The 21,876-nt window shown below is 57.4% G+C and carries 21 protein-coding genes, 1 tRNA gene and 1 riboswitch; of the genes, 2 read left to right on the top strand and 20 right to left on the bottom strand.

Translation table 11 applies throughout. The features are described 5' to 3' along the window. Positions 1-133 precede the first annotated feature (133 nt). The 8 genes from CKV89_RS05620 to CKV89_RS11805 form a co-directional block, all read right to left on the bottom strand. Complete coding sequence (locus CKV89_RS05620) at positions 134-742, bottom strand: hypothetical protein (protein WP_051277432.1); 609 nt, start codon at positions 740-742, stop codon at positions 134-136. Next, a complete protein-coding gene (gene rsmH / locus CKV89_RS05615; protein ID WP_051277434.1) occupies positions 739-1,785 on the bottom strand; it encodes a 16S rRNA (cytosine(1402)-N(4))-methyltransferase RsmH in 1,047 nt (348 codons plus the stop codon). The genes CKV89_RS05620 and rsmH overlap by 4 nt, the downstream gene beginning before the upstream one ends. Positions 1,786-2,233: 448 nt before the next feature. Continuing rightward, on the bottom strand, positions 2,234-2,665 hold the full coding sequence (gene mraZ / locus CKV89_RS05610; RefSeq protein ID WP_028326931.1) for a division/cell wall cluster transcriptional repressor MraZ: 432 nt from the start codon (positions 2,663-2,665) through the stop codon (positions 2,234-2,236). 666 nt (positions 2,666-3,331) lie between these two features. Then, positions 3,332-3,404: transfer RNA gene (locus tag CKV89_RS05605), tRNA-Ala, on the bottom strand. Positions 3,405-3,454: 50 nt separating this feature from the next. Further along, positions 3,455-4,093, bottom strand: coding sequence for a histidine phosphatase family protein (locus CKV89_RS05600; RefSeq protein ID WP_231935483.1), 639 nt, complete (start codon positions 4,091-4,093; stop codon positions 3,455-3,457). Between the two features lie 46 nt (positions 4,094-4,139). Beyond that, positions 4,140-4,520: a ribosome silencing factor gene (rsfS, locus tag CKV89_RS05595; RefSeq protein WP_051277436.1), complete on the bottom strand. Its 381-nt coding sequence runs from the start codon at positions 4,518-4,520 to the stop codon at positions 4,140-4,142. Then, a complete protein-coding gene (gene nadD, locus CKV89_RS05590) occupies positions 4,517-5,095 on the bottom strand; it encodes a nicotinate-nucleotide adenylyltransferase (protein WP_084440958.1) in 579 nt (192 codons plus the stop codon). The genes rsfS and nadD overlap by 4 nt, the downstream gene beginning before the upstream one ends. A 17-nt stretch (positions 5,096-5,112) precedes the next feature. Then, positions 5,113-5,292 carry a hypothetical protein gene (locus CKV89_RS11805; protein WP_154657610.1) on the bottom strand — a complete coding sequence of 60 codons (180 nt, stop codon included), beginning with the start codon at positions 5,290-5,292 and terminating at the stop codon, positions 5,113-5,115. 193 nt (positions 5,293-5,485) lie between these two features. On the opposite strand from CKV89_RS11805, the gene CKV89_RS05585 reads away from it, so the two are divergent. Further along, positions 5,486-6,853 (top strand): glycosyltransferase, encoded by a 1,368-nt coding sequence (locus CKV89_RS05585; protein ID WP_028326935.1) that lies wholly within the window; start codon positions 5,486-5,488, stop codon positions 6,851-6,853. Here the strand turns inward: CKV89_RS05585 and CKV89_RS05580 are convergent. The 4 genes from CKV89_RS05580 to obgE all read right to left on the bottom strand — a co-directional run bounded on the left by CKV89_RS05580 (position 6,790) and on the right by obgE (position 10,504). After that, positions 6,790-7,485 (bottom strand): class I SAM-dependent methyltransferase, encoded by a 696-nt coding sequence (locus tag CKV89_RS05580; RefSeq protein ID WP_084440959.1) that lies wholly within the window; start codon positions 7,483-7,485, stop codon positions 6,790-6,792. The genes CKV89_RS05585 and CKV89_RS05580 overlap by 64 nt on opposite strands. A 246-nt stretch (positions 7,486-7,731) precedes the next feature. Continuing rightward, positions 7,732-8,250: a GNAT family N-acetyltransferase gene (locus CKV89_RS05575; protein ID WP_028326936.1), complete on the bottom strand. Its 519-nt coding sequence runs from the start codon at positions 8,248-8,250 to the stop codon at positions 7,732-7,734. A 138-nt stretch (positions 8,251-8,388) separates the two neighbouring features. Then, complete coding sequence (locus CKV89_RS11800; RefSeq protein ID WP_154657611.1) at positions 8,389-8,838, bottom strand: hypothetical protein; 450 nt, start codon at positions 8,836-8,838, stop codon at positions 8,389-8,391. Between the two features lie 139 nt (positions 8,839-8,977). Next, positions 8,978-10,504, bottom strand: coding sequence for a GTPase ObgE (obgE, locus tag CKV89_RS05570; RefSeq protein WP_028326937.1), 1,527 nt, complete (start codon positions 10,502-10,504; stop codon positions 8,978-8,980). Between the two features lie 237 nt (positions 10,505-10,741). Between obgE and CKV89_RS05565 the strand changes: the two genes are divergently transcribed. Beyond that, positions 10,742-11,743, top strand: a complete 1,002-nt coding sequence (locus tag CKV89_RS05565) for a S41 family peptidase (RefSeq protein ID WP_157728086.1) — start codon at positions 10,742-10,744, stop codon at positions 11,741-11,743. Positions 11,744-11,835: 92 nt separating this feature from the next. Here the strand turns inward: CKV89_RS05565 and rpmA are convergent, their stop codons facing one another. From rpmA to CKV89_RS05525, 8 genes are all read right to left on the bottom strand, one after another. Then, positions 11,836-12,099, bottom strand: coding sequence for a 50S ribosomal protein L27 (gene rpmA, locus CKV89_RS05560; RefSeq protein WP_028326939.1), 264 nt, complete (start codon positions 12,097-12,099; stop codon positions 11,836-11,838). Positions 12,100-12,127: 28 nt separating this feature from the next. Further along, positions 12,128-12,436 carry a 50S ribosomal protein L21 gene (gene rplU, locus CKV89_RS05555; protein WP_028326940.1) on the bottom strand — a complete coding sequence of 103 codons (309 nt, stop codon included), beginning with the start codon at positions 12,434-12,436 and terminating at the stop codon, positions 12,128-12,130. Positions 12,437-12,565: 129 nt separating this feature from the next. Continuing rightward, positions 12,566-15,451 carry an Rne/Rng family ribonuclease gene (locus CKV89_RS05550; RefSeq protein WP_084440960.1) on the bottom strand — a complete coding sequence of 962 codons (2,886 nt, stop codon included), beginning with the start codon at positions 15,449-15,451 and terminating at the stop codon, positions 12,566-12,568. A gap of 151 nt (positions 15,452-15,602) precedes the next feature. After that, complete coding sequence (locus CKV89_RS05545) at positions 15,603-16,316, bottom strand: TIGR03936 family radical SAM-associated protein (protein ID WP_028326941.1); 714 nt, start codon at positions 16,314-16,316, stop codon at positions 15,603-15,605. 217 nt (positions 16,317-16,533) lie between these two features. Then, positions 16,534-17,292: an energy-coupling factor transporter transmembrane component T family protein gene (locus CKV89_RS05540; RefSeq protein WP_051277445.1), complete on the bottom strand. Its 759-nt coding sequence runs from the start codon at positions 17,290-17,292 to the stop codon at positions 16,534-16,536. Further along, positions 17,292-18,674 carry an ATP-binding cassette domain-containing protein gene (locus CKV89_RS05535; RefSeq protein WP_154657612.1) on the bottom strand — a complete coding sequence of 461 codons (1,383 nt, stop codon included), beginning with the start codon at positions 18,672-18,674 and terminating at the stop codon, positions 17,292-17,294. Before CKV89_RS05535 ends, CKV89_RS05540 begins: the two co-directional genes overlap by 1 nt. 122 nt (positions 18,675-18,796) lie before the next feature. After that, positions 18,797-19,462, bottom strand: coding sequence for an ECF transporter S component (locus CKV89_RS05530; protein WP_051277447.1), 666 nt, complete (start codon positions 19,460-19,462; stop codon positions 18,797-18,799). 66 nt (positions 19,463-19,528) lie between these two features. Next, positions 19,529-19,633, bottom strand: a riboswitch (TPP riboswitch). 148 nt (positions 19,634-19,781) lie between these two features. Then, on the bottom strand, positions 19,782-21,809 hold the full coding sequence (locus CKV89_RS05525) for a TIGR03960 family B12-binding radical SAM protein (RefSeq protein WP_028326945.1): 2,028 nt from the start codon (positions 21,807-21,809) through the stop codon (positions 19,782-19,784). Positions 21,810-21,876 lie beyond the last annotated feature (67 nt).

Below are 21,876 nucleotides of genomic sequence, written 5' to 3'. Positions count from 1 at the left end.
TTGTTTGGTTTTTTCGGTTCTGGTTGGGGTTTGCTGGGCGATGCGGGTGTTTGCGTTTGCCCTGGGGCGCGGTGGGGCGAGGGGTGCGGCGTGGCGGCTTTTTGTTGCTTGGTCCGTTACTCACGTCCTCACCTCATTGTGCGTTGGTTGGTGCGTCATTGGTCTGCGGCGCTGGGTCAGCGTCGGGGGCGTTGGCCTCAGGAAACGTGCTGGGGTTATTGCCATTGTTCTGTGCGCCGGGTGTTTGGCTGGGTTCTGCGGTATTGGGGTTGGGGTTGGGGGTGTTGTCGTTTGTGGGTGAGGAGTTCGGGGGTGGGGGTACTTGACGGTTGGGCCCTCCAGAGGGGGCGGGTGTTGGGTTACCGACGACGGATCCATCTTTGAGTTTGAGATAGGCCGGAGTCCCGCCAGTGACCATGCCGAGTTCTTTGGCGCGGGTTGCCAGTTCCGAGGGGGTGGATCGGAGAGCAACTTTTTCGATGAGTTCAGATTCTTGTGCGCGTAGTGCTTCTACTTGCTCGGTGACGTCGTGGAGTTCGTAGGCTCCTGCGACGAGGGAGAGGTTAAGAGCCAGAAGCGCACCGAGGCCCAGTGTCATGAGGATGCTGCAGAAGACGATGAAGGGAATGCGTCCGACTCGTCGTGGGGTGGGTGCCACGACACGCAGAGGCGGCCGCTGGGGTGTGGTGGGGCGTGGGGTGGCTCGGCGGACGGGCCGAGAAGTCAGTGGTTGCTGGCTCATCGGTGGCGTCCTTTCGAGCGGCGTTGAGTTGGGAAAGCTGTTTGTGCGGAAACTATTTGTGGGCGGTTTCCTTCACGGATTCGGCAGGCTGCGCGAAGGCGCGCTGAGGCGGCTCGAGAGTTTTCCGCAATGGCTTGACTGTCAGGCTCTTCAGCACCGCGAGTGAGGAGTTGGTGGGTGGGGGCGTGTTCAGGTAATTCGACGGGTAGTCCCGGGGGTGCGGAGCTGGTGGCTGCGGCAGTGAAAACTCTTTTGACCATTCTGTCTTCGAGGGAGTGGTACGAGAGCACTGCTGCTCGGCCTCGAAGTTTGAGTACGCGCAGGCTTTCTGGAAGGGCGCCAGCTAGAGAGTCGAGTTCAGCGTTGACTGCGATGCGCAGGGCTTGGAACGTACGTTTTGCTGGGTGTCCGCCAGTGCGGCTAGATGCCGCAGGGATGGCTTGGTCAATAAGTTGAGTGAGCCTGGCCGAGGTAGTGAAAAGCTGGTCGGTGCGGGCTTGGACAATGCGGCGGGCAATGCGTCCAGCGAACCGTTCTTCGCCGTATTCGCGCAGGATGCGGGTGAGTTCGTCTGCGCTGAGGGTGTTGAGCAGGTCAGCTGCAGTAGGGCCTGTTGTTTGGTCCATGCGCATGTCTAGAGGTGCATCGACACGGTAGGCAAAGCCACGGTCGTCGGCATCGAGTTGCAGGGAGGAAACTCCCAGGTCTAGGAGGATGGAATTGACGTGGGAGAAACCGGCATCGGTGATGACGTCACTGATTTTGTCGTAGGTGGCATGGAAGGGCCGGAATCGGTCACCGAAGCGAGCAAGTCTGGAGCTTGCTAGTTCGAGGGCTTCGGTGTCGCGGTCGATGCCGATGGCGATGGCGTTAGGGCAGGCCTCGAGAATGGCTTCGATGTGTCCGCCCATTCCACAGGTGCCGTCTACGTGCACGGGTGTGCCGTCGGCGGCTTCTGGACCAGTGAGGGCTGGTAGAAGAATTTCGGTGACGCGGTGGAGCATCACGGGACGGTGGAGCGATGCGGGGTCTTCGTGACGCATCGTCCCTCCTTTGTCTGTTCGAGGCGTGTCCCGCCGTGGTGACGGGGTCGGTCTGCAGCGTGTGGCTACACACACTTAGTTAACGCATATTCACTTCCGGTGCGAAATGCAACGAGCGTGTCATTAGCAAGGTTCCGCTTCGACAAACTTTGCTCACATATGTGAACTGCGCTGTGCCGTTGAGGTAATGACTGCTCGACTACACCGTGCCGGCGGATCCCCCACCGCTTCTTAGTCAGGTTGGGTGGCCTGACTCTTGATGAATCCAACTAGCTGGGTAGGCCTGCGGATTCATTCTTGTTCCGGCGCCGGGGAAGTGCGTCGGAACAAGAACTGAGCGGAGGGAAGTCGACCGGCAGGGGGCAGAGCATCCCGAGCATCGGGCGGGTGAAAAGCCACAACAGTGTGGTCAAACTCCCGCTAAACGGACATGGACAGATCCGACACCTCAGAAGAGGCCAGGAACCACCTCCTCGGCCTGAGCCGCGAAAGATTCCTCGGATGCCGCGAGATACTCCTCCCACGCTGCGCTGTCCCAGACTTCAAGGCGAGAGCCAGCACCAATGACGGTGAGCTCTTTGTCGAGTCCGGCATATTGACGCAACGCGGGTGGAATCGTGAAGCGACCTTGTTTGTCCGGTATTTCATCTGATGCACCAGACAAAAAGACCCGCATGTAATCACGCGCGGCTTTGCTGGTCATGGGAGCAGAACGCAAACCGTCGGCCACACGGACGAATTCATCCATCGGAAAGATGTAGAGGCAGTGTTCCTGTCCGCGCGTCACGACCAGCCCGGGGGCCAGACGTTCCCGGTATTTGGCGGGAAGGATCAAGCGTCCTTTTTCATCCAGACGGGGGTTGTGAGTACCGAGAAACATCTCGCAACACCCCTTCCCTCCGCGGGATCGATGCCACCTCTGATGGGGCACCTTCGTGGACCTGACGGTTTGCCGGACCTTCCCCTCCAGCGCCCTCCACTTTACTCCACTTCGCTCCTCCCGCAGCGCGAAGGGAATGTAGCCAGTTTCAATTAGTCAGTAAAGACGCACGTCAGAAAGTACATACACCCCACCTGACCCACCTCTGCCATCAACCTCTCCCCCAGGCGCAACCGCCTATCGACACCTAAGGAAAAACCACCCTCACAACACTGAACATCACCTTCAATCGGAACAAAACCGCAGCTCAGAGCAATGGATATAAATAAATATGACCCAGGTCATTTACCGGAACAAACCATGGGGTGATGAGTATGGAATGCACAGGTGGAGAGAAGTGGAGCGCATTGAGCATGTACACGAGCGACACGCCGACACCCCCGCCGAGCGCTCAAAATCCAATGATTCAACTACCTCTAACGCTTTATGTACCCCTAGCCATAGGGCACTTACATGAAGTCATCCACGCCCACATGCCCTCATTTTTGATGCCACCTCACATTTCGAAAGCACATGAGCCGTCACGGAAGGGAGGAGGAACACTCCAAAAGAAAATAAAAAGGATCTGGCCTACCTAATAGGTGGGCCAGATCCTTTTTATTTAAGTGGAGCTATGGGGATTCGAACCCCAGACCTCTTCCATGCCATGGAAGCGCGCTACCAACTGCGCCATAGCCCCATACTACATTCGTAGTATTTTCACCCCGTTCCCGCGGCGACTCTTTAATACTAGCCATACTCCGGGTTTAAACCCAAATCGGCAGCCTGGCTAGGGAGAACGTTCCACGAACGTACCCGCCACCCCCGATCAGAGTCCTCTAACTCAGCCAAAGCACAGTTCTGCAAACCACCGAGCATCCGCCACGCAACAGCTTGATCCAGCCCCACCTGCTCGGCAACCAAAGCACGCGCAGTCACCCCATGAGTTACCAAAAGCCCGACTCCCCCAGCTGATAACCGCGCATCCACTTCAGCCAACAAAGGTCGAACGCGTTCCACCACATCAAGCACCGACTCCCCAGTCGGACCACCACGCTTATCCGAGACACCAAAGGTGGCCCAGTCCGGACGAGGCTCCAGCTCCGTAACTCGCTTGCCCTGCCACATACCACTGTGAGATTCACGCAACCGCGGATCCAACTCAACACGGACGCCGAGAACCGCTGCGACCTGTTCAGCAGTCTCAGCGGCACGAGAAAGATCCGAAGAAAGAATGAACTCAGGAGAAAAGCCCGCAACAAAACCTGCTGCCTGCCTGGCTTGAGAACGCCCCTCATCAGACAAAGGAGTATCCAAATGCCCTTGAACCACCCGGTCACGATTGTGCGCAGTAACCCCATGCCGCATCACCAACAAACGACGCGTCACTGTCAATCACCCCACCTTGCTACCACGCAATCCCTGGACCTACACGTCACGACAACTGCGCAGCCGTAGGAAACTCCGGCAGCTCAAGCGCAGGACTGTCCTTCCAGAGGCGCTCCAACTGGTAAAACTCACGCTCTTCGGTGTGTTGCACATGCACAATCACCCCATCAAAGTCCATGAGCACCCAACGCCCGCCAGCAAACCCCTCCATAAGGATCGGCTTAGCACCAACTTCCCGCAGACGGTCTTGAATGTTTTCAGCGACCGCCTGCACTTGGCGCTCAGACTCAGCGGAAACGAGCACAAATGCATCAGCCAGCGCGAATCGGCCAGTCACATCCAACGCAACGATATTCTCTGCGCTCTTCTCATCAGCGGCTAAAGCAGCCACATCGACTAGTTCCTTGATCGGTGCGACAACCGTCACTGGGTCTCCTGCCCATCTAGATACAAACAATGTTTAGCGATGTATTGGACCACCCCGTCTGGCACCAAGTACCAAACCGGCTGTCCCGCCGCGACACGCTCACGGCAATCACTCGACGAAATCGCCATCGCTGGGATCTCCGCCAAGCTCAACCCTTCACTGGGCAAACCCTCTGATGTCAACTCATGCCCGGGGCGGGTCACCCCCACGAAATGAGCCAACGACCACAGCTCATCAACATCTTTCCAGGACAGAATGCGTTTCAACGCATCCGCTCCCGTGATAAAAAACAGCTCCGACTCCGGGCGTTCTTCATGCAAATCCCGCAACGTATCAATCGTGTACGTCAACCCTGGTCGATCAATATCGACGCGACTGACAGTAAAACGGGGGTTTGAAGCGGTCGCAATCACCGTCATGAGATACCTGTGCTCAGCAGGCGAAACTTTCCGCCCACTTTTCTGCCACGGGTGCCCAGTAGGAACGAACACCACCTCATCCAAACCAAAACGGTGTTGAACCTCACTTGCCGCAACGAGATGGCCATGATGGATTGGATCAAACGTTCCCCCCATCACGCCTATCCTGTGCGTCAGTGGGATCCCCCAGTCTCGGCGGATCCATGCTCCTGAGACACATGACCACGGCTAGCACTGCCATGGATATCCCGCCCCTCAATCATGGCCTGCGCCGAGTGACGGAACATCCACGTAAAAACAAGCAAAAGGATGCCTACGGCTAGAGCAATCGCACCGAAAACCCAAGCAGGCATTGGCAAATGATTCACGACGTGAGGTGTATGAGCCGCAAGACTAAAAACATGAGTGGACATGTGATCCAGCGTACCCGTGCTCACTGCCCGCACAGCACCTCTAGCAAGACACAACACACAACCACCTCACATCCCACCACGCCCACCTCACCACTAACACTGCACGAAGCTGATGATGCATAGGGTATGGGGCATGCATCCCGTGTTGTCCGTCGTTATCCCCGTCTACAACGAAGAGGAAGTCCTCCCTCTCATGGTGGAGCGGCTCCGTCCCGTACTCGACGGCCTTGGCCAGACCTACGAGGTCGTCGCGGTCGACGACGGCAGTAAGGACAAATCTGCACTGGTCATGGCCCGTTTGCGACGATCTTGGCCGCAATTTCGCATCATTCGCCTTCGCGCGAACTCCGGCCACCAGGCCGCCATCTCCGCTGGTCTAGCTCGCGCACACGGCGACTACGTCGTCACCATCGACGCAGACCTGCAAGATCCACCCGAAACCATCGCGGAAATGCTCGAGCTAGCACAACAGAAGAAACTCGACGTCGTCTACGGCATCCGCAGCGACCGCAGCACCGACACCGCCTTTAAACGCGGCACTGCCCAAGCCTTCTACGCCACCCTGCGGCACCTATCAAAAACTGACGCCCCAGCCAATGCTGGCGACTTCCGTCTCATGTCGCGCGCCACCGTCGATGCTGTCAACGCTCTTCCCGAACATCACCGCGTACTACGCCTGGTTGTACCTCAACTCGGCTTCCCATCAGGCGAGGTCTACTACAAACGTGAAGAACGCGCCGCAGGGGAATCAAAATATCCGCTCAGCAAAATGATCGCCCTGTCTGTTGACAGCCTCACTGCCGGCTCCATGGCACCACTGCGCCTAGCAACATGGTTCGGCGTACTCGGATTTGTCGGCGCTGTACTCATTTTCTTCTACGCTCTCATCTCTTCACTGACCGACCGCGCCGTAGCCGGATGGACATCTACCGTTATGGCGGTTTCAGCTGTTGGCGGTGCACAGCTGATCTGCGTCGGCATCCTTGGTGAATACGTCGGCCGCATGTACAGCATGATGCAAGGCCGCCCAACCTACTTCGTCGCCCATGACACCGACTTCATCAGCCACGAAAACATCGGAGAAAACGAACCCACCCACCACGACACCAGCGGTGACCGCGATTTCCTCACCGAACTCGCCGACCTTGACGTCCCTGCCAGCGGCGAAATTCCCATGACCCGCAATGCCGATACGCCTGCAGTAACCGCAGAAGCAACGGCACCGGAAACCCCAGCCTCACTCACCACACCTGATGCTGCCACCGCAACCGAAAACAAATCCTCTACAGAGAAGCCAGCAGCAGCGTCTGTCACCGCTTTCACCCGCGCATACGAAGAAACGGCCACCGAGCCTGCACTCGTGACCGCTTCTGGTGAAGCTGCGGAGGGCACCCACCCGGATACCCCCCGCACACAAATGATCGACGCCGAAGCCCGTCAGGCGGTACGACGCACCTCAGCAAACAAGCTCACTCCCGGAAGCGAGGAAACCGGCAAGTAACGCTCGGCAGCGACCACAGCAGAAAGCCCCGCATTGACGATGGGGTTCATCGGCTGTAGGTCGCTGCCGCTCGATGAAGAGCGGCGAAGAGCAACAGCTGGTCGAAGCAAAACCATCCACGACTTCATCCACTCCAAACGGAAGCCTGGCTGGTCCAGAACCTGAGTGAGAGTCTCGCGGGTGTATCGGCGAAGATGAGACACAGCTACGTCGTGAGAGCTCCACAGTTTCGGATCCGCTGGAACAGCTACTAGGAAAGCTCCACCCGGTTTGAGTACGCGCGCCACTTCTTTGACACAGCGATCGTCTTCTTCAAGATGCTCAAGCACATCAAAAGCAGTAACGAGATCAAGGCTGGCATCCGGTAGCGGAAGCTGCATGGCGTCAGCACGCATGACAGCTAGTCCACGTTCCTTTGCCACTTCCGCGCCTTCAGGGCCATACTCCAGCGGAGAAACCTGCCACCCCATGTCCCGCAGCACGCGTGTGTTACCCCCACCGGCTGCGCCAACATCGAGAGCGCGACCAGGGGTACGCCCCTCGAGGAGCTTCTTGAGGATGTGACGACGCTCCCGGTACCACCAGTGGTTGTCTTCGAGAGCTGCGAGCTTACGTACTTCGGAACCTTCCATACCGCCGATCCTGCCACGCATCGGGGAAGCGACGGGAATCGAACACGACCCACTCGAACACCAAAGGAGCACTCGGCCTCAATCCGCTAACCCCTCAACCTGAAGGCGCTTACAACAAGCATCGAGAAACTCCGCTCCCAGTCCGTGTTCTACTGTGGCTTTCTCACCCTCACCAGGCCGCTGAGGCATCCATGAACTTTTGGGCATACAGGCATAGCCACAGCCGACTAATTTTCGATACGCAGCTCAGTCATCTTCAAGACGCTGCCCCATACGCAAGAGAAAAGGCTTAAAACCGTTCTTTTGGAAGAGGTGAATGGTGGCAGCGTTGTCAGTGAGAGTACTCGTAGTCCAGTAAGAAATTTCACGCCGCATCAGCTCTTTCCGACACGCAGCGAGAAGATCGGATGCGATACCGCGCCCACGATAGTCAGGTAAAACTACGAGAGATTCCAGCTCACCTCGTGTTTCGCCCATATCGAAGGTCGAGTCTGGCGAGACAAAACGGATAGCGGCGTACCCAACTGCCTTATCCTCCACGTTTCCGTTCTCGTCAGGAGTCTGGTCAATCGCGATAAAAACTAAGCCGCTGGCATCGTTGATCCAGGCCAAATACTCCTGAAAACGCAGCTGCCACGCCTCATGAGGCTCAAGCACACGCCATTTCCCACCAGAAATAGTCGCGTATTCGCTGACCATCTGCTTCCACAGAGGCTTAACCTTCGCGATGTCTCGCACGTGCGCGCGGACGATCTGTTGACTCATGAGGAAACCGTATCCACATCCGCTCCGAGAAGCACATGTGGTCTTCCCCATCGCACACTTACTGTGTCCAGTCTGAACAACAACTCAGCACCAGGACGTTCAGACGAAACGAACCAGTATCGCGAACTGGTCCCACCGCTAAAGGGAGACGTCCACGCCACCAGAGTGTCGCGAAGCAAGATACCGCTCAGCTCGCGTCAGCTCAGCACCGGAATAAGGGTTCAAGTGACCACTGCGAAGCAGTGCTTTCCCACGACGATGAAGGTAAGACACGGTCACTTCAACCCCCCGAGGAAGAACACCATCATGCCGATCAAGAACTAGTTGCAAACTGAACGGTTGAAGATCCTCCCCACTAACGATCCCCGTGCCGTACAACCGCTCTCCCGTCACTACGTGAATCAATTCGATATCAGCAGCACTAAGAAGAGACGTATCAGGGGCGCTAGGACGACGGACACGGCGCTCACCCCGATGAATCACCGGAAGACGCTCAGTGCTTGTAGATGTAGCAGAAGCGTCCGCTTTAACTACAACAGGCACAGGCGGAGTCACCGGTTGCGGCAAACGCACATCGATAATCAGCATGACTCCCCCTGTACAGCATGACAGCGTGTGATTCAGAACGATCAAAGTAAAACCGTTCTAGCCATCTGACCAGGAAAGATGTGTACAACGAGGGTGTGGTTCTCTTTCTTCGAAGAAAGAGAACCACACCCTCGTTCACTCACTCATCGTGAGAAGGATCCGTCCACAACCCAGCACGACGCTCCTCATCGAACTGTGCCCGTGCAGCAGCCCGAGATGCTCTGCGCTCGTCATAAGCCTTGCGTTTCTCAGCACGGGTGGGCCGATGCATGTCCTCAAGTCGCAGGTCCGTTCCACGAGGACCAAGCAACTCAGCACCGGCAGTAATCGACGGTTGCCAATCGAACACCACAGCACTGTCTTCTGGACCGATATAGACAGTATCCCCTGCCACTGCACCTGCCTTAACCAAAGCGTCCTCCACGCCAGCTTTGGCAAGCCTGTCTGCGAGGAACCCAACAGCCTCATCATTTGCGAAGTCAGTCTGACGCACCCACCGCGTGGTTTTGTCTCCGATAACGCGGTAGACCGGGCCCGTAGATTCCATTTCACGGCGCACTTCGAAGCCAGTCTCATCCACAGCCTTCGGCCGAATGGTGATCCGACGACGAGGCTGTTCTTCTTGCTCAGAAGCAACACGAGCACGGGCTTGAGCAACATGTTTAGCAAGCGAGAAAGAAAGCTCTTTCAGCCCAGTACGTGCCACCGCCGAAATGACATGCACCTCTAGACCACGTGCTTCCAAGTCAGGTTTGACAAATTCAGCCAGCTCTTTAGCTTCCGGCACGTCAGCTTTGTTGAGCACAACGATGCGGGTGCGGTCCGAAAGAGGACGACCACCCAGCGTGGACTCGGGAACATACTCCGCTAGTTCATGCTCGATGACATCGAGGTCACTCATCGGGTCGCGGTCCGCTTCAAACGTTGCGCAGTCAATGACATGCACAAGCACATGGCATCGCTCAACATGCCGCAAAAACTCCAAACCAAGCCCTCGGCCTTCATGCGCACCCGGGATCAGCCCAGGAACATCAGCGACGGTGTAGCGGGCGCTTCCCGCAGTGACAACGCCAAGGTTCGGCACGAGCGTGGTGAACGGATAGTCCGCAATTTTTGGTTTCGCGGCGCTCATCACAGAAACCAAAGAAGATTTACCTGCCGAGGGATACCCGATCAGCGCAACATCAGCCAGAGTTTTAAGCTCGAGAACAACTTCTGCCTCTTCACCGGGTTCTCCCATCAGAGCAAAACCAGGCGCCTTACGTTTCGTGGAGGCAAGAGCTTTGTTTCCCAGACCGCCATGTCCGCCCTCAACGATGGTGAACTCAGTCCCCTCACCAACAAGGTCGGCTAAGACCTGTCCATCACGGGTAGAAATCACAGTGCCGTCTGGAACAGGAAGGATGAGGTCCTCACCGCGCGCACCATTACGCTCATCACCTTCACCCGGACGTCCGTTGCTCGCTTTGCGATGTGGACTGTGGTGATATTCAAGCAACGTGGTCAGCTGATGATCCACACGGAAAATGACATCACCGCCATGACCTCCATTGCCGCCGTCAGGGCCACCGAGGGGCTTGAACTTTTCACGGTGAACAGAAACGCATCCGTGACCACCATTACCGGCGGTGACATGAAGGACGCAGCGATCGACGAATGCAGGCATGATCCCCATCATCACATGCGCGCGAATAGGTGGTAAATCCAGCTCACACCTGTGCCGCCAGGCCGTGTTCTTTTCGAGGAGCCTCGCAGCTACAGCCACGGCTGTGAAAGATACGACCATAGTCGTACTTTTCTGAGGCCACCGACATACCGAAGAACGATGACGTTACATCCCGTCGTCAGTCAAAGTTGCCCTATGGCCGTAAAAGATTCCACCGAGCCTGGCAAACATGCACTCTTGACTCGTTTTATCGCGGGTTTTCTTGTCGTCACAGGTGTGACTGTCGGTGGGATATCTGCGACGTATGCCTTTGGCCCTATCTTTGGCCTCTACATCATGCCGCCATCGATGCAGCGCTACGGCCAGATAGCTCTCAATATTCTCGACGAAGGGGTATATGCATCAGGACCAGCATGGGAACAGATGCGCACCGAGGTAGAAGAAGCAATCAGTACAGCTAATTCATACGACGACCTTCACCCAGTACTCGCCAAGGCTGCAAAAATAGCTGGTGGGAAAAACTCCCATCTGACACCCGCACCCCATGCTCAGTCATTACCTGCGCCTGTATTCCACACCCCCACTGTTGCACCCGCCGCGGGCGCAACACCCAATCGCCCTTCCGTCACAACAGTGACGATGCCTTCCCTCGGCATGGTGGACGCAGAGTCTCAAGCACGCTACGCACGCGTTATCGCTGACGGAATCGACCAAGCCGCCCCGAGCACATGCGGATACATCGTCGATGTGCGGAACAACTCGGGAAAAAACATGTACCCCCTACTGTCAGGGATAACTGCACTCATCCCGAACGGAGTCTCCGTCATTTTCACCACTCGAGAAGATGCCCGCGTAGAAGTAACAACACACTCCGACGGCGCAGGTGTCGGAGGCACAATCATCTCTGTTGGCGATCGAACCAAACAAACACATGCACCCGTAGCAGTACTTCACGGAGAACACACATCCGCCAGCGGCGAAGCGGTAGTGACAGCCCTTCGTGGACTATCCCACGTGAGAACTTTCGGGACGCCAACAGCTGGCCACACTTCAGGAAGTGTCACGCCACGACTCTACGACGGCGCCACATTGACACTCACGAAAAACCTTTATCTCGACCGCTTCGGTAACAACCTGGCTGAGAAGCCTCTCCAGCCAGATGAGCACAACGAGAATGAATCCGCTGATGAGGCGGCACGCCGGTGGCTTGCAGCAAAGAAATGCCCTTCCAAGCGATGACGCATCAGAAGTGCCCAATAATTATTCACGCGTTATAAAAGCGAGCCAGTCAGTCATGACTGGCTCGCTTTTATAACAAACTCGGTGGGGCGTCACTCAGCAGCGACGGGCTCCACAATGCTAACGACCTTGCGGCCACGCTTGGTACCGAACTCAACCGCACCAGCGGAGAGCGCGAACAGCGTGTCGTCGCCGCCACGGCCGACGTTTACGCCAGGGTGGAAGTGCGTACCACGCTGACGGACGATGATCTCACCAGCGTTGACCAGCTGGCCACCAAAACGCTTCACACCAAGGCGCTGCGCGTTCGAGTCACGACCGTTTTTGGAGCTGGATGCACCCTTCTTGTGTGCCATGTCAAACCTCTCTTACGACGACGAAAAATCAGGCGTTGATCGCGGTGATCTTGATCTGCGTGAGGGGCTGACGGTGGCCCTGACGCTTGCGGTAACCCGTCTTGTTCTTGTACTTAACGATGGAGATCTTGGGGCCCTTCGCGGCTTTCACGATCTCAGCGGTAACAGTGGCTTTACCGAGCTTTTCGGCGCCTGCAGTCACCTTGTCACCGTCAACGAGCAACACCGGAGTGAGTTCGATGTTAGAACCGGGCTCGGCATCAATCTTGTCGACCAGGAGCTTGTCGCCAACTGCCACCTTCTCCTGGCGGCCACCGGCGCGAACAATCGCGTACACGTAAACACACTCACTTTCTGGGGTTGCTGCGCCGCTTGCTACCGGCCCGTCGCCCGAATGGCACGAGTCACGGTGGACGCACGACATATCACTTTACCGTGCGCTGGGAAGTCACCCAAACGCACGCGATCACTCAGCAGCGCTGCTTTCTCCACCGGCAGCAGCCGGAGGCCCTGCAGGCGCTCCCGCAGCACGACGCCCCGCACGGCGAGTCCGCTTCTTCGGAGCAATGACCTCTTCAGCAACGGATACCTCAACCTCAGCAGGCTCATCCGACACAGCAGATGCAACCATTGCGAGCTGAGTTAACGGCGCAGCATCCACCACTGCAGCTTCCTGCACAGTCATCAGCCCCACACCGCTAGTGTCTGCGACTCCCGATGGCGCGCTAGCAGCACGACGACCCGCACGGCGAGTCCGCTTCTTAGCAGCCTCCGGCTTAACCGCTTCCGCATCCGAAGCCACTACTTGCGCTGCTGCCTCTTCAACCTTTGCTTCGGCAGCCTCAACAGGCGAAACAACCTCCGGCTCCGTAGCAACAATGGCAGTCACCGCCTCGCCCACAGCGGTGCGGGGCGCTCCTGCAGCCCGACGACCCGCGCGGCGAGTCCGCTTCTTTACTGGCTCAGGTGCAGCGCCCTCAGCTCCATCACCCTCAGCGGCCACCTGCTCCGGAACGCTCTTGAGCGCAGCCGCTACCTTCGCCATAGCAGCAGCAGAAACGCCACGGCGCTCCTCACCAGACTCTTCTAGAACCTCTTCGACCGGCTCAATAACTTCTTCTTCGACCGGCTCAACTTCCTGCGGCTTAGGCTCAGGCGCTTCGACGTTCTTACCTTTACGACCTTTGCGCGCCTTACGCCCCTCACCATCAGGCTCACCTGAAGGCAACTTAGGTGTATTCCGAACGATGATTCCGCGCCCATGACAGTGCTCACACGTCTCAGAGAACACCTCAATCAGCCCAGCACCGACCCGCTTACGCGTCATCTGCACCAGACCAAGCGAAGTCACCTCAGCAACCTGGTGCTTAGTCCGGTCACGCCCAAGGCACTCAACCAGGCGACGAACCACCAGCTCACGGTTAGACTCCAACACCATGTCGATGAAGTCGACCACAATGATGCCGCCGATATCGCGCAAACGCAGCTGATTAACGATCTCCTCAGCCGCTTCCAAGTTGTTTTTAGTGACGGTTTCTTCCAGGTTTCCGCCTGCCCCAACAAACTTGCCCGTGTTCACATCGATGACCGTCATCGCTTCAGTGCGATCAATAATCAACGAACCGCCGCTGGGCAGCCAGACCTTACGGTCCATCGCCTTAGCCAACTGCTCATCGATGCGGTAAGTCGCGAAAAGATCTGCTTTCTCAGTCCACTGAGTCACACGATCACGCAGATCAGGAGCAACAGACTCCACATACTCACTCACCGTTGCCCACGCGTTACTTCCCGAAACAACAAGCTTCGAAAAGTCCTCGTTGAAGATGTCACGAACAACTCGGACAGTCAGCCCCGGCTCCCCGTGCAAGAGCACCGGTCCATGGCCACTCGCCGCTTTCTTCTGGATCGTTTCCCACTGACGCGCGAGACGCTTCACATCAGCGGTCAATTCCTCCTCGCTGGCGCCTTCGGCAGCAGTCCGCACGATCACGCCAGCATCCTCAGGAACAATCTTTTTCAACAGCGATTTCAATCGCGCACGCTCTGTGTCCGGCAACTTACGAGAAATCCCCGTCATAGAGCCATCCGGCACATACACAAGGAACCGTCCAGGCAACGAAACCTGACTCGTCAAACGAGCACCCTTATGACCAATCGGATCCTTGGTCACCTGCACCAGCACGTTCTGCCCCGGCGAAAGAGCATTCTCGATACGACGCTGACTACCACCCTCAAGACCAGCAGCATCCCAGTTGACTTCACCGGCATACAGCACACCATTACGGTTCTTACCGATATCAACGAATGCTGCCTCCATCGACGGCAACACATTCTGAACACGACCCAAGTAGACGTTACCCACGCTGCTTGCGCCAGAGCTACCACCAGCACTGCCATCAGCGCCAGAGAGATAGTGCTCAACTAGCACACCATCCTCAAGCACACCGATCTCAATCCGATTATCGACCTCACGGATCGCCATAACCCGTTCGACACTTTCACGACGCGCCAAAAACTGCGCCTCCGTGATGATCGTGCGGCGCCGACCAGCCTCACGCCCGTCCCGACGCCGCTGCCGCTTCGCCTCCAAGCGGGTTGAACCCTTAATCCCAGTCGCCTCATCACGGCTCTTACGCGACTCACGCACACGAGTCGTTACACCAGGAACATCATCTTGAGCCTCTACCGAAGACCCTGCACGGCGACGGCGACGGGTACGCCGACGACTAGAACGGCCTTCCTCATCCTCACCACCCTCATAGTCATCGCCGTCCGAATAAGAATCACTCGAAGAGTCATCGGTGTCCTCATCCGCCGACGAAGATTCCTCGTCAACAGACTTCACCGCATCTTCGCTGTCCTCCCCCAACGAACGGCGCCGTCCACGCCCACCTCGCCGACGTCGACGGGTGCGGCTCTCACTGGGCTCGGACTCATCAGCGCCATCCTGCCGCTCTTCAGCCTCGGCGACATCTACCTGCGCATCGCCATCAGCAGCATCTTCCTGCGGAGCTTCCAGCTCCGCATCCCCTTCATGATCACTGCGGTGACGAGCCCCACGCCCACCCCGACGCCCGCGGCGACTACGCCGCGCACCACGGGATTCCCGTTCGTCCTCGCCGTCATCACTGCTCTCACGCGGCTGCGGCTCCTCAACTTCATCAGCTGAAGACTCGGTCACCTCCACCCGCTCAGAACGCACACGACGACGCACCGTCGTCACGGCAGCCGGATCGGGAGCCTGAAAAATCAACCCAAAACTTGCACCCGCAGGTGCTGCAGCCGCCCCACCAGACACGGCCGTAACTTCATCCAACTGCGCATGTGATGTGTTTTTTTCATCGGAAGCCATCTGGCATTCCTTCCCGCAGCACGCCAACGGCGACCACGCCCATAACCTCTTCACCGCGCGCGCCAATGTTCGTCAGCGCCTATGGAACCGGTGTATCCGATCCACTAAAAGTCTGATCTCCAACCCCACTGGCTCGCGGTCACGCGTCACCTCATGGAGTAGCCGAAGCAGTTCCGGCAGCGAATGGATCGGCCACCGCTGCGGCTGCGAGCTCGAGCGGGCCTTGGGCCAAGCGCGTCGCCTTAACTGGACGCGCAACGTTCAAATCTACGGCTGCTCGCATCGCAGCAAGAACATCTTCGGGGCGTACGGCGGGCGTGGTATGCCGCACTACCATTTCCAGTATCGCACACGGAGCCGACTCCGATACCGAGCGCATCGACAACACCGCCTCGCGAGTGTCATAAGTGCGTGGACCCTTCTTCAACACCCGTGTGATCTCAGCCTTCTCCAAATTCAGATACGCAGCTACCGCCCGATCCAATTCGGCGCGCTCTTCCTGAGAAACCTCACCAAACTCCAAACGCCACAGCGAGCCCTCCATCAGCTCAGCCAACGAGCCACCAACACCCTCAACCACCTCAACTACCCCATACCCATCCGGCAAAGCAGCATCCAAAGCTTCACGAACGGCCTGCGGATCCAACCGTCGAGTCACCGAAATCTCGACATACTCAGCCTCACTCGCAGTACCTGTCGGAGCCGCATTCGTATACGAAATTTTCTGGTGCGGATGGAATCCAGCCGAATACGCCACCGGGATCGCTGCACGACGCAAAGCTCGCTCCAGCGCACGCTGGAAATCACGAGTAGAGGTAAACCGCAGCCGCCCCCGCTTCGCATAGCGAATACGTAGTTTCTGCACCGCAGGATCCGGCGCTGGCCCAGTAGGAACCCGCTGACGTCGCTTCTTCGCAGGCTGCGACACCGACTTCTCCGACGTCTTTACCGCATCAGATTCACCACCGGTCAACAACGCCTGCTCTGCAGTGGTATCGCTACTAGACATGGTCCAAAAGCCTAACCGCCCCCACGCCTAGCTCAACTCGGTGAACCCCAACACCCTGCATACCTGAGCAACCTCATAGCCCCAAAACACTCAAAAACCACGGCAACACAGCCAAAAATCCACCAAGAAAAATCACCACAGAATCCCATCGATTCCACACCGCAGGCTCAGCCCACGTACGCCGTACCCCTGGCTCCCCCAACCGTTCATACCCGCGAGCCGACATCGCCACCGTAAGCACCCCAGCCTGACGCAACGACTCAACCAACAACGCAATCGTCAACCGCCACAACTCCCCTGCCCTACCCAACACACCTCGATCAGCCGCCACACCCCGAACCCGACGCGCCCACCTCAACTCCTGCCACTCCTGCGATAACGAATCCAACCGCTGCAACGCAGCCACAGCAGAAAGCACCGCGCGCGCAGGAAAACGCAACCGCTGCCCCAAGTGATCCCCCAGCTGCGAGGCATCCACCAAACCAACAAGCACAACCCCCGGCCACGCAAAATACGCAACCCGCAACCCAGCAGTCGCAGCCACAGCTAACGACGAATCATCAGCAAGCAACCAATTCGACCAAGTCACCGAAGCCACCGCAAGAACCGGCGGAACCATCCGACGCCAGTCACAAGCAGCCCTCCCCGCGATCCCCACCGTGACAACCACAACAACCAAAAAAGCCACAGCCCCCACGGGAAAAGACCCAATACTCAACCCCCCAACGGCAACAAGAAACGAAAACCCCATAAGAGAAAGCGGCCCAGCCTGGCACTCCAAAAAACCGGCCCGATATCCACCCACGCTCCCTGACAAACCAGCATCACTCATCAGGAAACCTCAACCGTGCTATCAACTAACCCCGAACTCCCACACAGTGACCGATCATGACTAGCCACAACGACGCCCGCCCCCACCTGACGCATCACACTCATAACACCAGCAACAGCCGCCCACGTACCTCGATCTTGACCAACAGTAGGCTCATCAAAAGCAACAAAACCAGGGCCATGCAACACCGCAGAAGCAACAGCTAAACGCCGCTTTTCCCCCCCAGAAAGAGAATGCGGATTACGGCCTAACACATGCCCCAAAGACAACGCTTCAGCGACTTGCTCACCGCGCTGCTCAACACCCACCAGACCCAAAACACGAGCCGTCACCAGCAGACTATCCCAGACAGTGTCAGCCACCACCGTCTGCGAAGGGCGTTGCGGCACCCACGAAATACGCGCAGCGAGCACGCGCGAACTCCACTGTGCAGGCGAAGAAGAACCCATAAACCCTTCACCAAAAAGAGCAGACGTTGCCCGAACCGAACCCGACGTAGGCGCTGCAAGACCAGCTAAAAGCCGCAAGAAAGACGACTTACCCGCCCCACTACGTCCATGTATCCCCAAAACCTCTCCAGCTCGCACACACGCATCAGTAGAAGTAAGTACCTGCACCGGCGTGCGCCGCGTCCACGTCAACGAACGCGGCGCAGCACGGACCCACTCAACCTGCTCCGCCACCATCAACACATCACCAAAAGCAGGCCGTTCTCTCTCCAGATGCCCCGCGACAAACAGCCCTTCGGAAAGAGACAGCGGCGCCGGATCAGGCACACCCGGCACCCACAACCCCAAGCTCGACAACATCTCACGGCATGTGTCCACCTGGCTGACCGGAAAATCCGACACAAGAGAACCCTCAGCGCCCATCACCAGCACTCGATCAACAAGAGGCAGCCATGGCCCAATACGATGCTCAACCACAATTAAAGTGCTCCCCCGAGCACGCACCGACTGATCAACAGCATCACGAACCACAGCTGCCGACTCCTCGTCAAGACAGGCAGTCGGCTCATCCAGCAGCAGCACCTCCGGGCGAGGAGCAATCACCCCCGCAAGGGCAAGCCGCTGAGCCTCACCCCCAGAAAGCGCCAAAGTCGAACGTGACGTTGGATAAGGGAACCCCACCAACTCCAAAGCTTCCCGAACAGCCACATGAATATCAGAGCGAGGCATCGCGGCGTTCTCGCAGCCAAAAGCAACATCACGACCAACCGTGGCTGCCACCCGTGCATCCGCAGGATCTTGAGTAAGAAGACCAACATTGCCTCCGCGCTGCAGCGAACCACACAAAACGCCAGGATCAACCTCGCCTAAAACACCAGCGATCGCATGCAGCAACGTAGATTTTCCTGCACCAGAAGGCCCGATGAGAAGCACTCGCTCACCAGGGTCTATGTGAAGATCAACCTCATGCAGTACCGGGGTCTGTTGCCCCTCGGGTGTCCACGTCAGACCTTCTAAACGCACTGCACCGCAAGGCAAGTTTTTACCCGACACAATCAGCGCCTGCCATCCGAACCTGGCTGTTGAAGAGCATCACGCCCCGCAGGCAACGCCCGCAGCGCCCCCGTCGATGCAAGAGCACGCATGATGCTCCACCCACCGCACCCGGCAATAAATACACCCGAAACTGCAGCAGCCCCCAACGACACAAAACGCCACACCCAGGCATATTCAACCTGATAAACCCACCACTCATAACCAGCAATCTCCGCGACCGCGGCAAGAAAACCACCAAGGATCGCAACGCTTAGCCCTGCTCGACGCCACCGGAATAACGCGAATGCAGCCTCAACCCCCAGCCCTTGCAACGTGGCGGAAACCATCACCATCGCTCCCCACTCATTACCAAGCGCCATCTCCACAAAAGCAGCAATACACTCGATAAACACTGCTGCACCCGGCCGACGCACAATAAGCATTCCGACAACACACGGCAGCAGCCACACACCCAAGGTCAACGACATCAGTGGCGGAAACACCAAAGCCAACTTCACAAAGGGATAGAGCAAAACATCCCACGCCCAGAACGCCACTCCGAACGCGACGCCCAGCATCGCCAGAGTTACGAAATCAAGCCCACGCCACGCTGCTGGCCCACCACGTGCCACTGCAAAACATGCCCGCTCATCACCGCTTCGTGACGTTTCCGTTCCTACGGCCATCAGAACACCCGTTCCTCACCGCGACTGCGGTGCTACACGGGGAATAGGCGCCATTTGATAGACGCCCACGAGAAGATCCCGACTCCCTACACCGGTACTAACCGGATCAGGTTCGAGGGTCTGCGGAACACCCGCACTCTCAGCGCTTCCTGCGCTCCCCTGTCGTAGAAACGAGCATACACACGCTTCCTCCACCGCGGCCTTGGACACCTTCCTACCTGCCCATACCACGACGGGGCGGCGCGAGCTTTTCACTCACGCCGCCCCGCATCTTCAAATCAACACACTGCGCCTAATGCAAACTCAGTGCACGAATAACTCACCCAACTTTCTCCGTGAGTTTTTCAGCTCCATCCCGCAACACTGTCAAAGGCAACAACGTCGCCCCTGTAGGCCCAATCTCGATATCCGTCCCCATCGTTGGGCACACCCCACAGTCGAAACAAGGCGTCCAACGACAGTCGTCCTGCTCCACCTCTTCAAGGGCGTCCTGCCAGTCATCCCACAACCACTCCTTATCCAAACCAGAGTCGATGTGATCCCACGGAAGCACCTCTTCTTCAGTGCGTTCACGAGTGGTGTACCACGCTAAATCAATAGGCCACCCATGTTCATCGCTCATCACGCTGAACACTTCTGCAGCCTTAGTCACCCACCGTGCGTGTGAAAAATGTTCACTCCAACCATCAAACTTGCCACCATCACGCCAAACCGCCTCAATAACTTCACCCACACGACGATCACCGCGCGAAAGCAAACCCTCAATCTGGCCTGGCTTGCCATCGTGATAGCGATATCCGATAGACCTTCCGTACTTCTTGTCTGCCCGAATCGCATCACGCAACTTCACCAAACGAGCATCTGTCTCCTCTGGCGACAACTGCCCCGCCCACTGGAAAGGCGTGTGCGCCTTCGGCACAAACCCACCAATTGACACAGTGCAACGAATGTCTTTGCTGCCGCTGACCTTTCGGCCCTCCTCAATAACCCGAGAAGCCATCTTCGCGATCTGCAGTACATCCTCATCAGTTTCTGTGGGCAAACCGCACATGAAGTACAACTTCACCTGACGCCAGCCAGCGCCATACGCCGCCGAAACCGTCTGGATGAGATCGTCCTCACTCACCATCTTGTTAATCACACGACGCAAGCGCTCACTCCCTCCCTCGGGAGCAAACGTCAAACCAGATCTGCGGCCATTACGAGACAACTCATTAGCAAGATCGATATTGAACGCATCCACCCGCGTACTAGGCAACGACAAAGACGTATTCGTTCCCTCATAGCGATCCGCCAACCCCTTCGCGATCTCAGCGATCTCCGAATGATCCGCGCTCGACAACGACAAAAGGCCGACTTCCTCATACCCCGTCGCAGCCAAGCCGCTTTCCACCATCTCACCGATCCCAGTGATCGAGCGCTCCCGCACCGGACGGGTAATCATCCCGGCCTGACAAAACCGACACCCTCGCGTACAGCCACGGAAAATCTCCACGCTCATCCGCTCATGCACCGTTTCGGCAATCGGCACGATCGGCTGCTTCGGATACGGCCACTCATCCAAGTCCGTGACCGTGTGCTTCACTGCCCGTTCAGGAACGCCAGCAGCCAAAGCCTCATCCTTCAAACGGACCTGTTCAATACACCCATCGGCCCGATACGTCACCTCGTAAAAACCAGGAACGTAAACGCCCCCATCCACAGCCAAACGAGTCAACAACTCCGTCCGTCCACCAGGACGCCCCTCCTTTTTCCACGCAGTGATGATCTCGCTAGCCTTCAATACTGCTGCCTCACCATCACCAATAATCGCGGCATCAATAAACCGCGCAATTGGCTCCGGGTTAAAACTGGCATGACCACCGACAAGAACAATCGGGTCATCGACACCGCGTTCGTGCGCATGCAGCGGAATCCCAGCCAGGTCCAGCGCCTCCAGCATGTTCGTGTAGTTCAACTCCGTGGAAAAACTAATCCCAAGAACATCGAACTCACACACCGCACGGTGCGCATCCACCGTCAACAGTGGCACCCCCGAAGCACGCATACTCTCAGCCAAATCCGGCCACACTGCATACGTACGCTCAGCCAGGGCATCAGGACGCTCATTCAGCACTTCATAAAGGATCATCAGTCCCTGATTGGGCAGCCCCACCTCATAAGCATCTGGGTACATAAGAGCCCAACGAGCAGTCAACTCCTGCTGCTCCCCATCAGGTCCGGTGGCGAAACCACCGCAATCCCAATCCTTGACCTGGCTGTTCATCTCGCCACCGAGGTACTGGATGGGCTTATTGACCGCTCCGAGCAACGGCTCGAGTTGGTCGATTCTCGAGGTTCCACGCATACCACCAGGGTATGCGTGGGGTGATCTTCATCCCAATCGCGCCGCACTCAACACTATTCGCGCATCA

Origin of the sequence: Dermatophilus congolensis (assembly GCF_900187045.1) — a bacterium.
GTDB lineage: Bacteria > Actinomycetota > Actinomycetes > Actinomycetales > Dermatophilaceae > Dermatophilus > Dermatophilus congolensis.
Note: the sequence above shows the minus strand (reverse complement) of the source record. Positions and strands in the feature narration are given on the sequence as shown.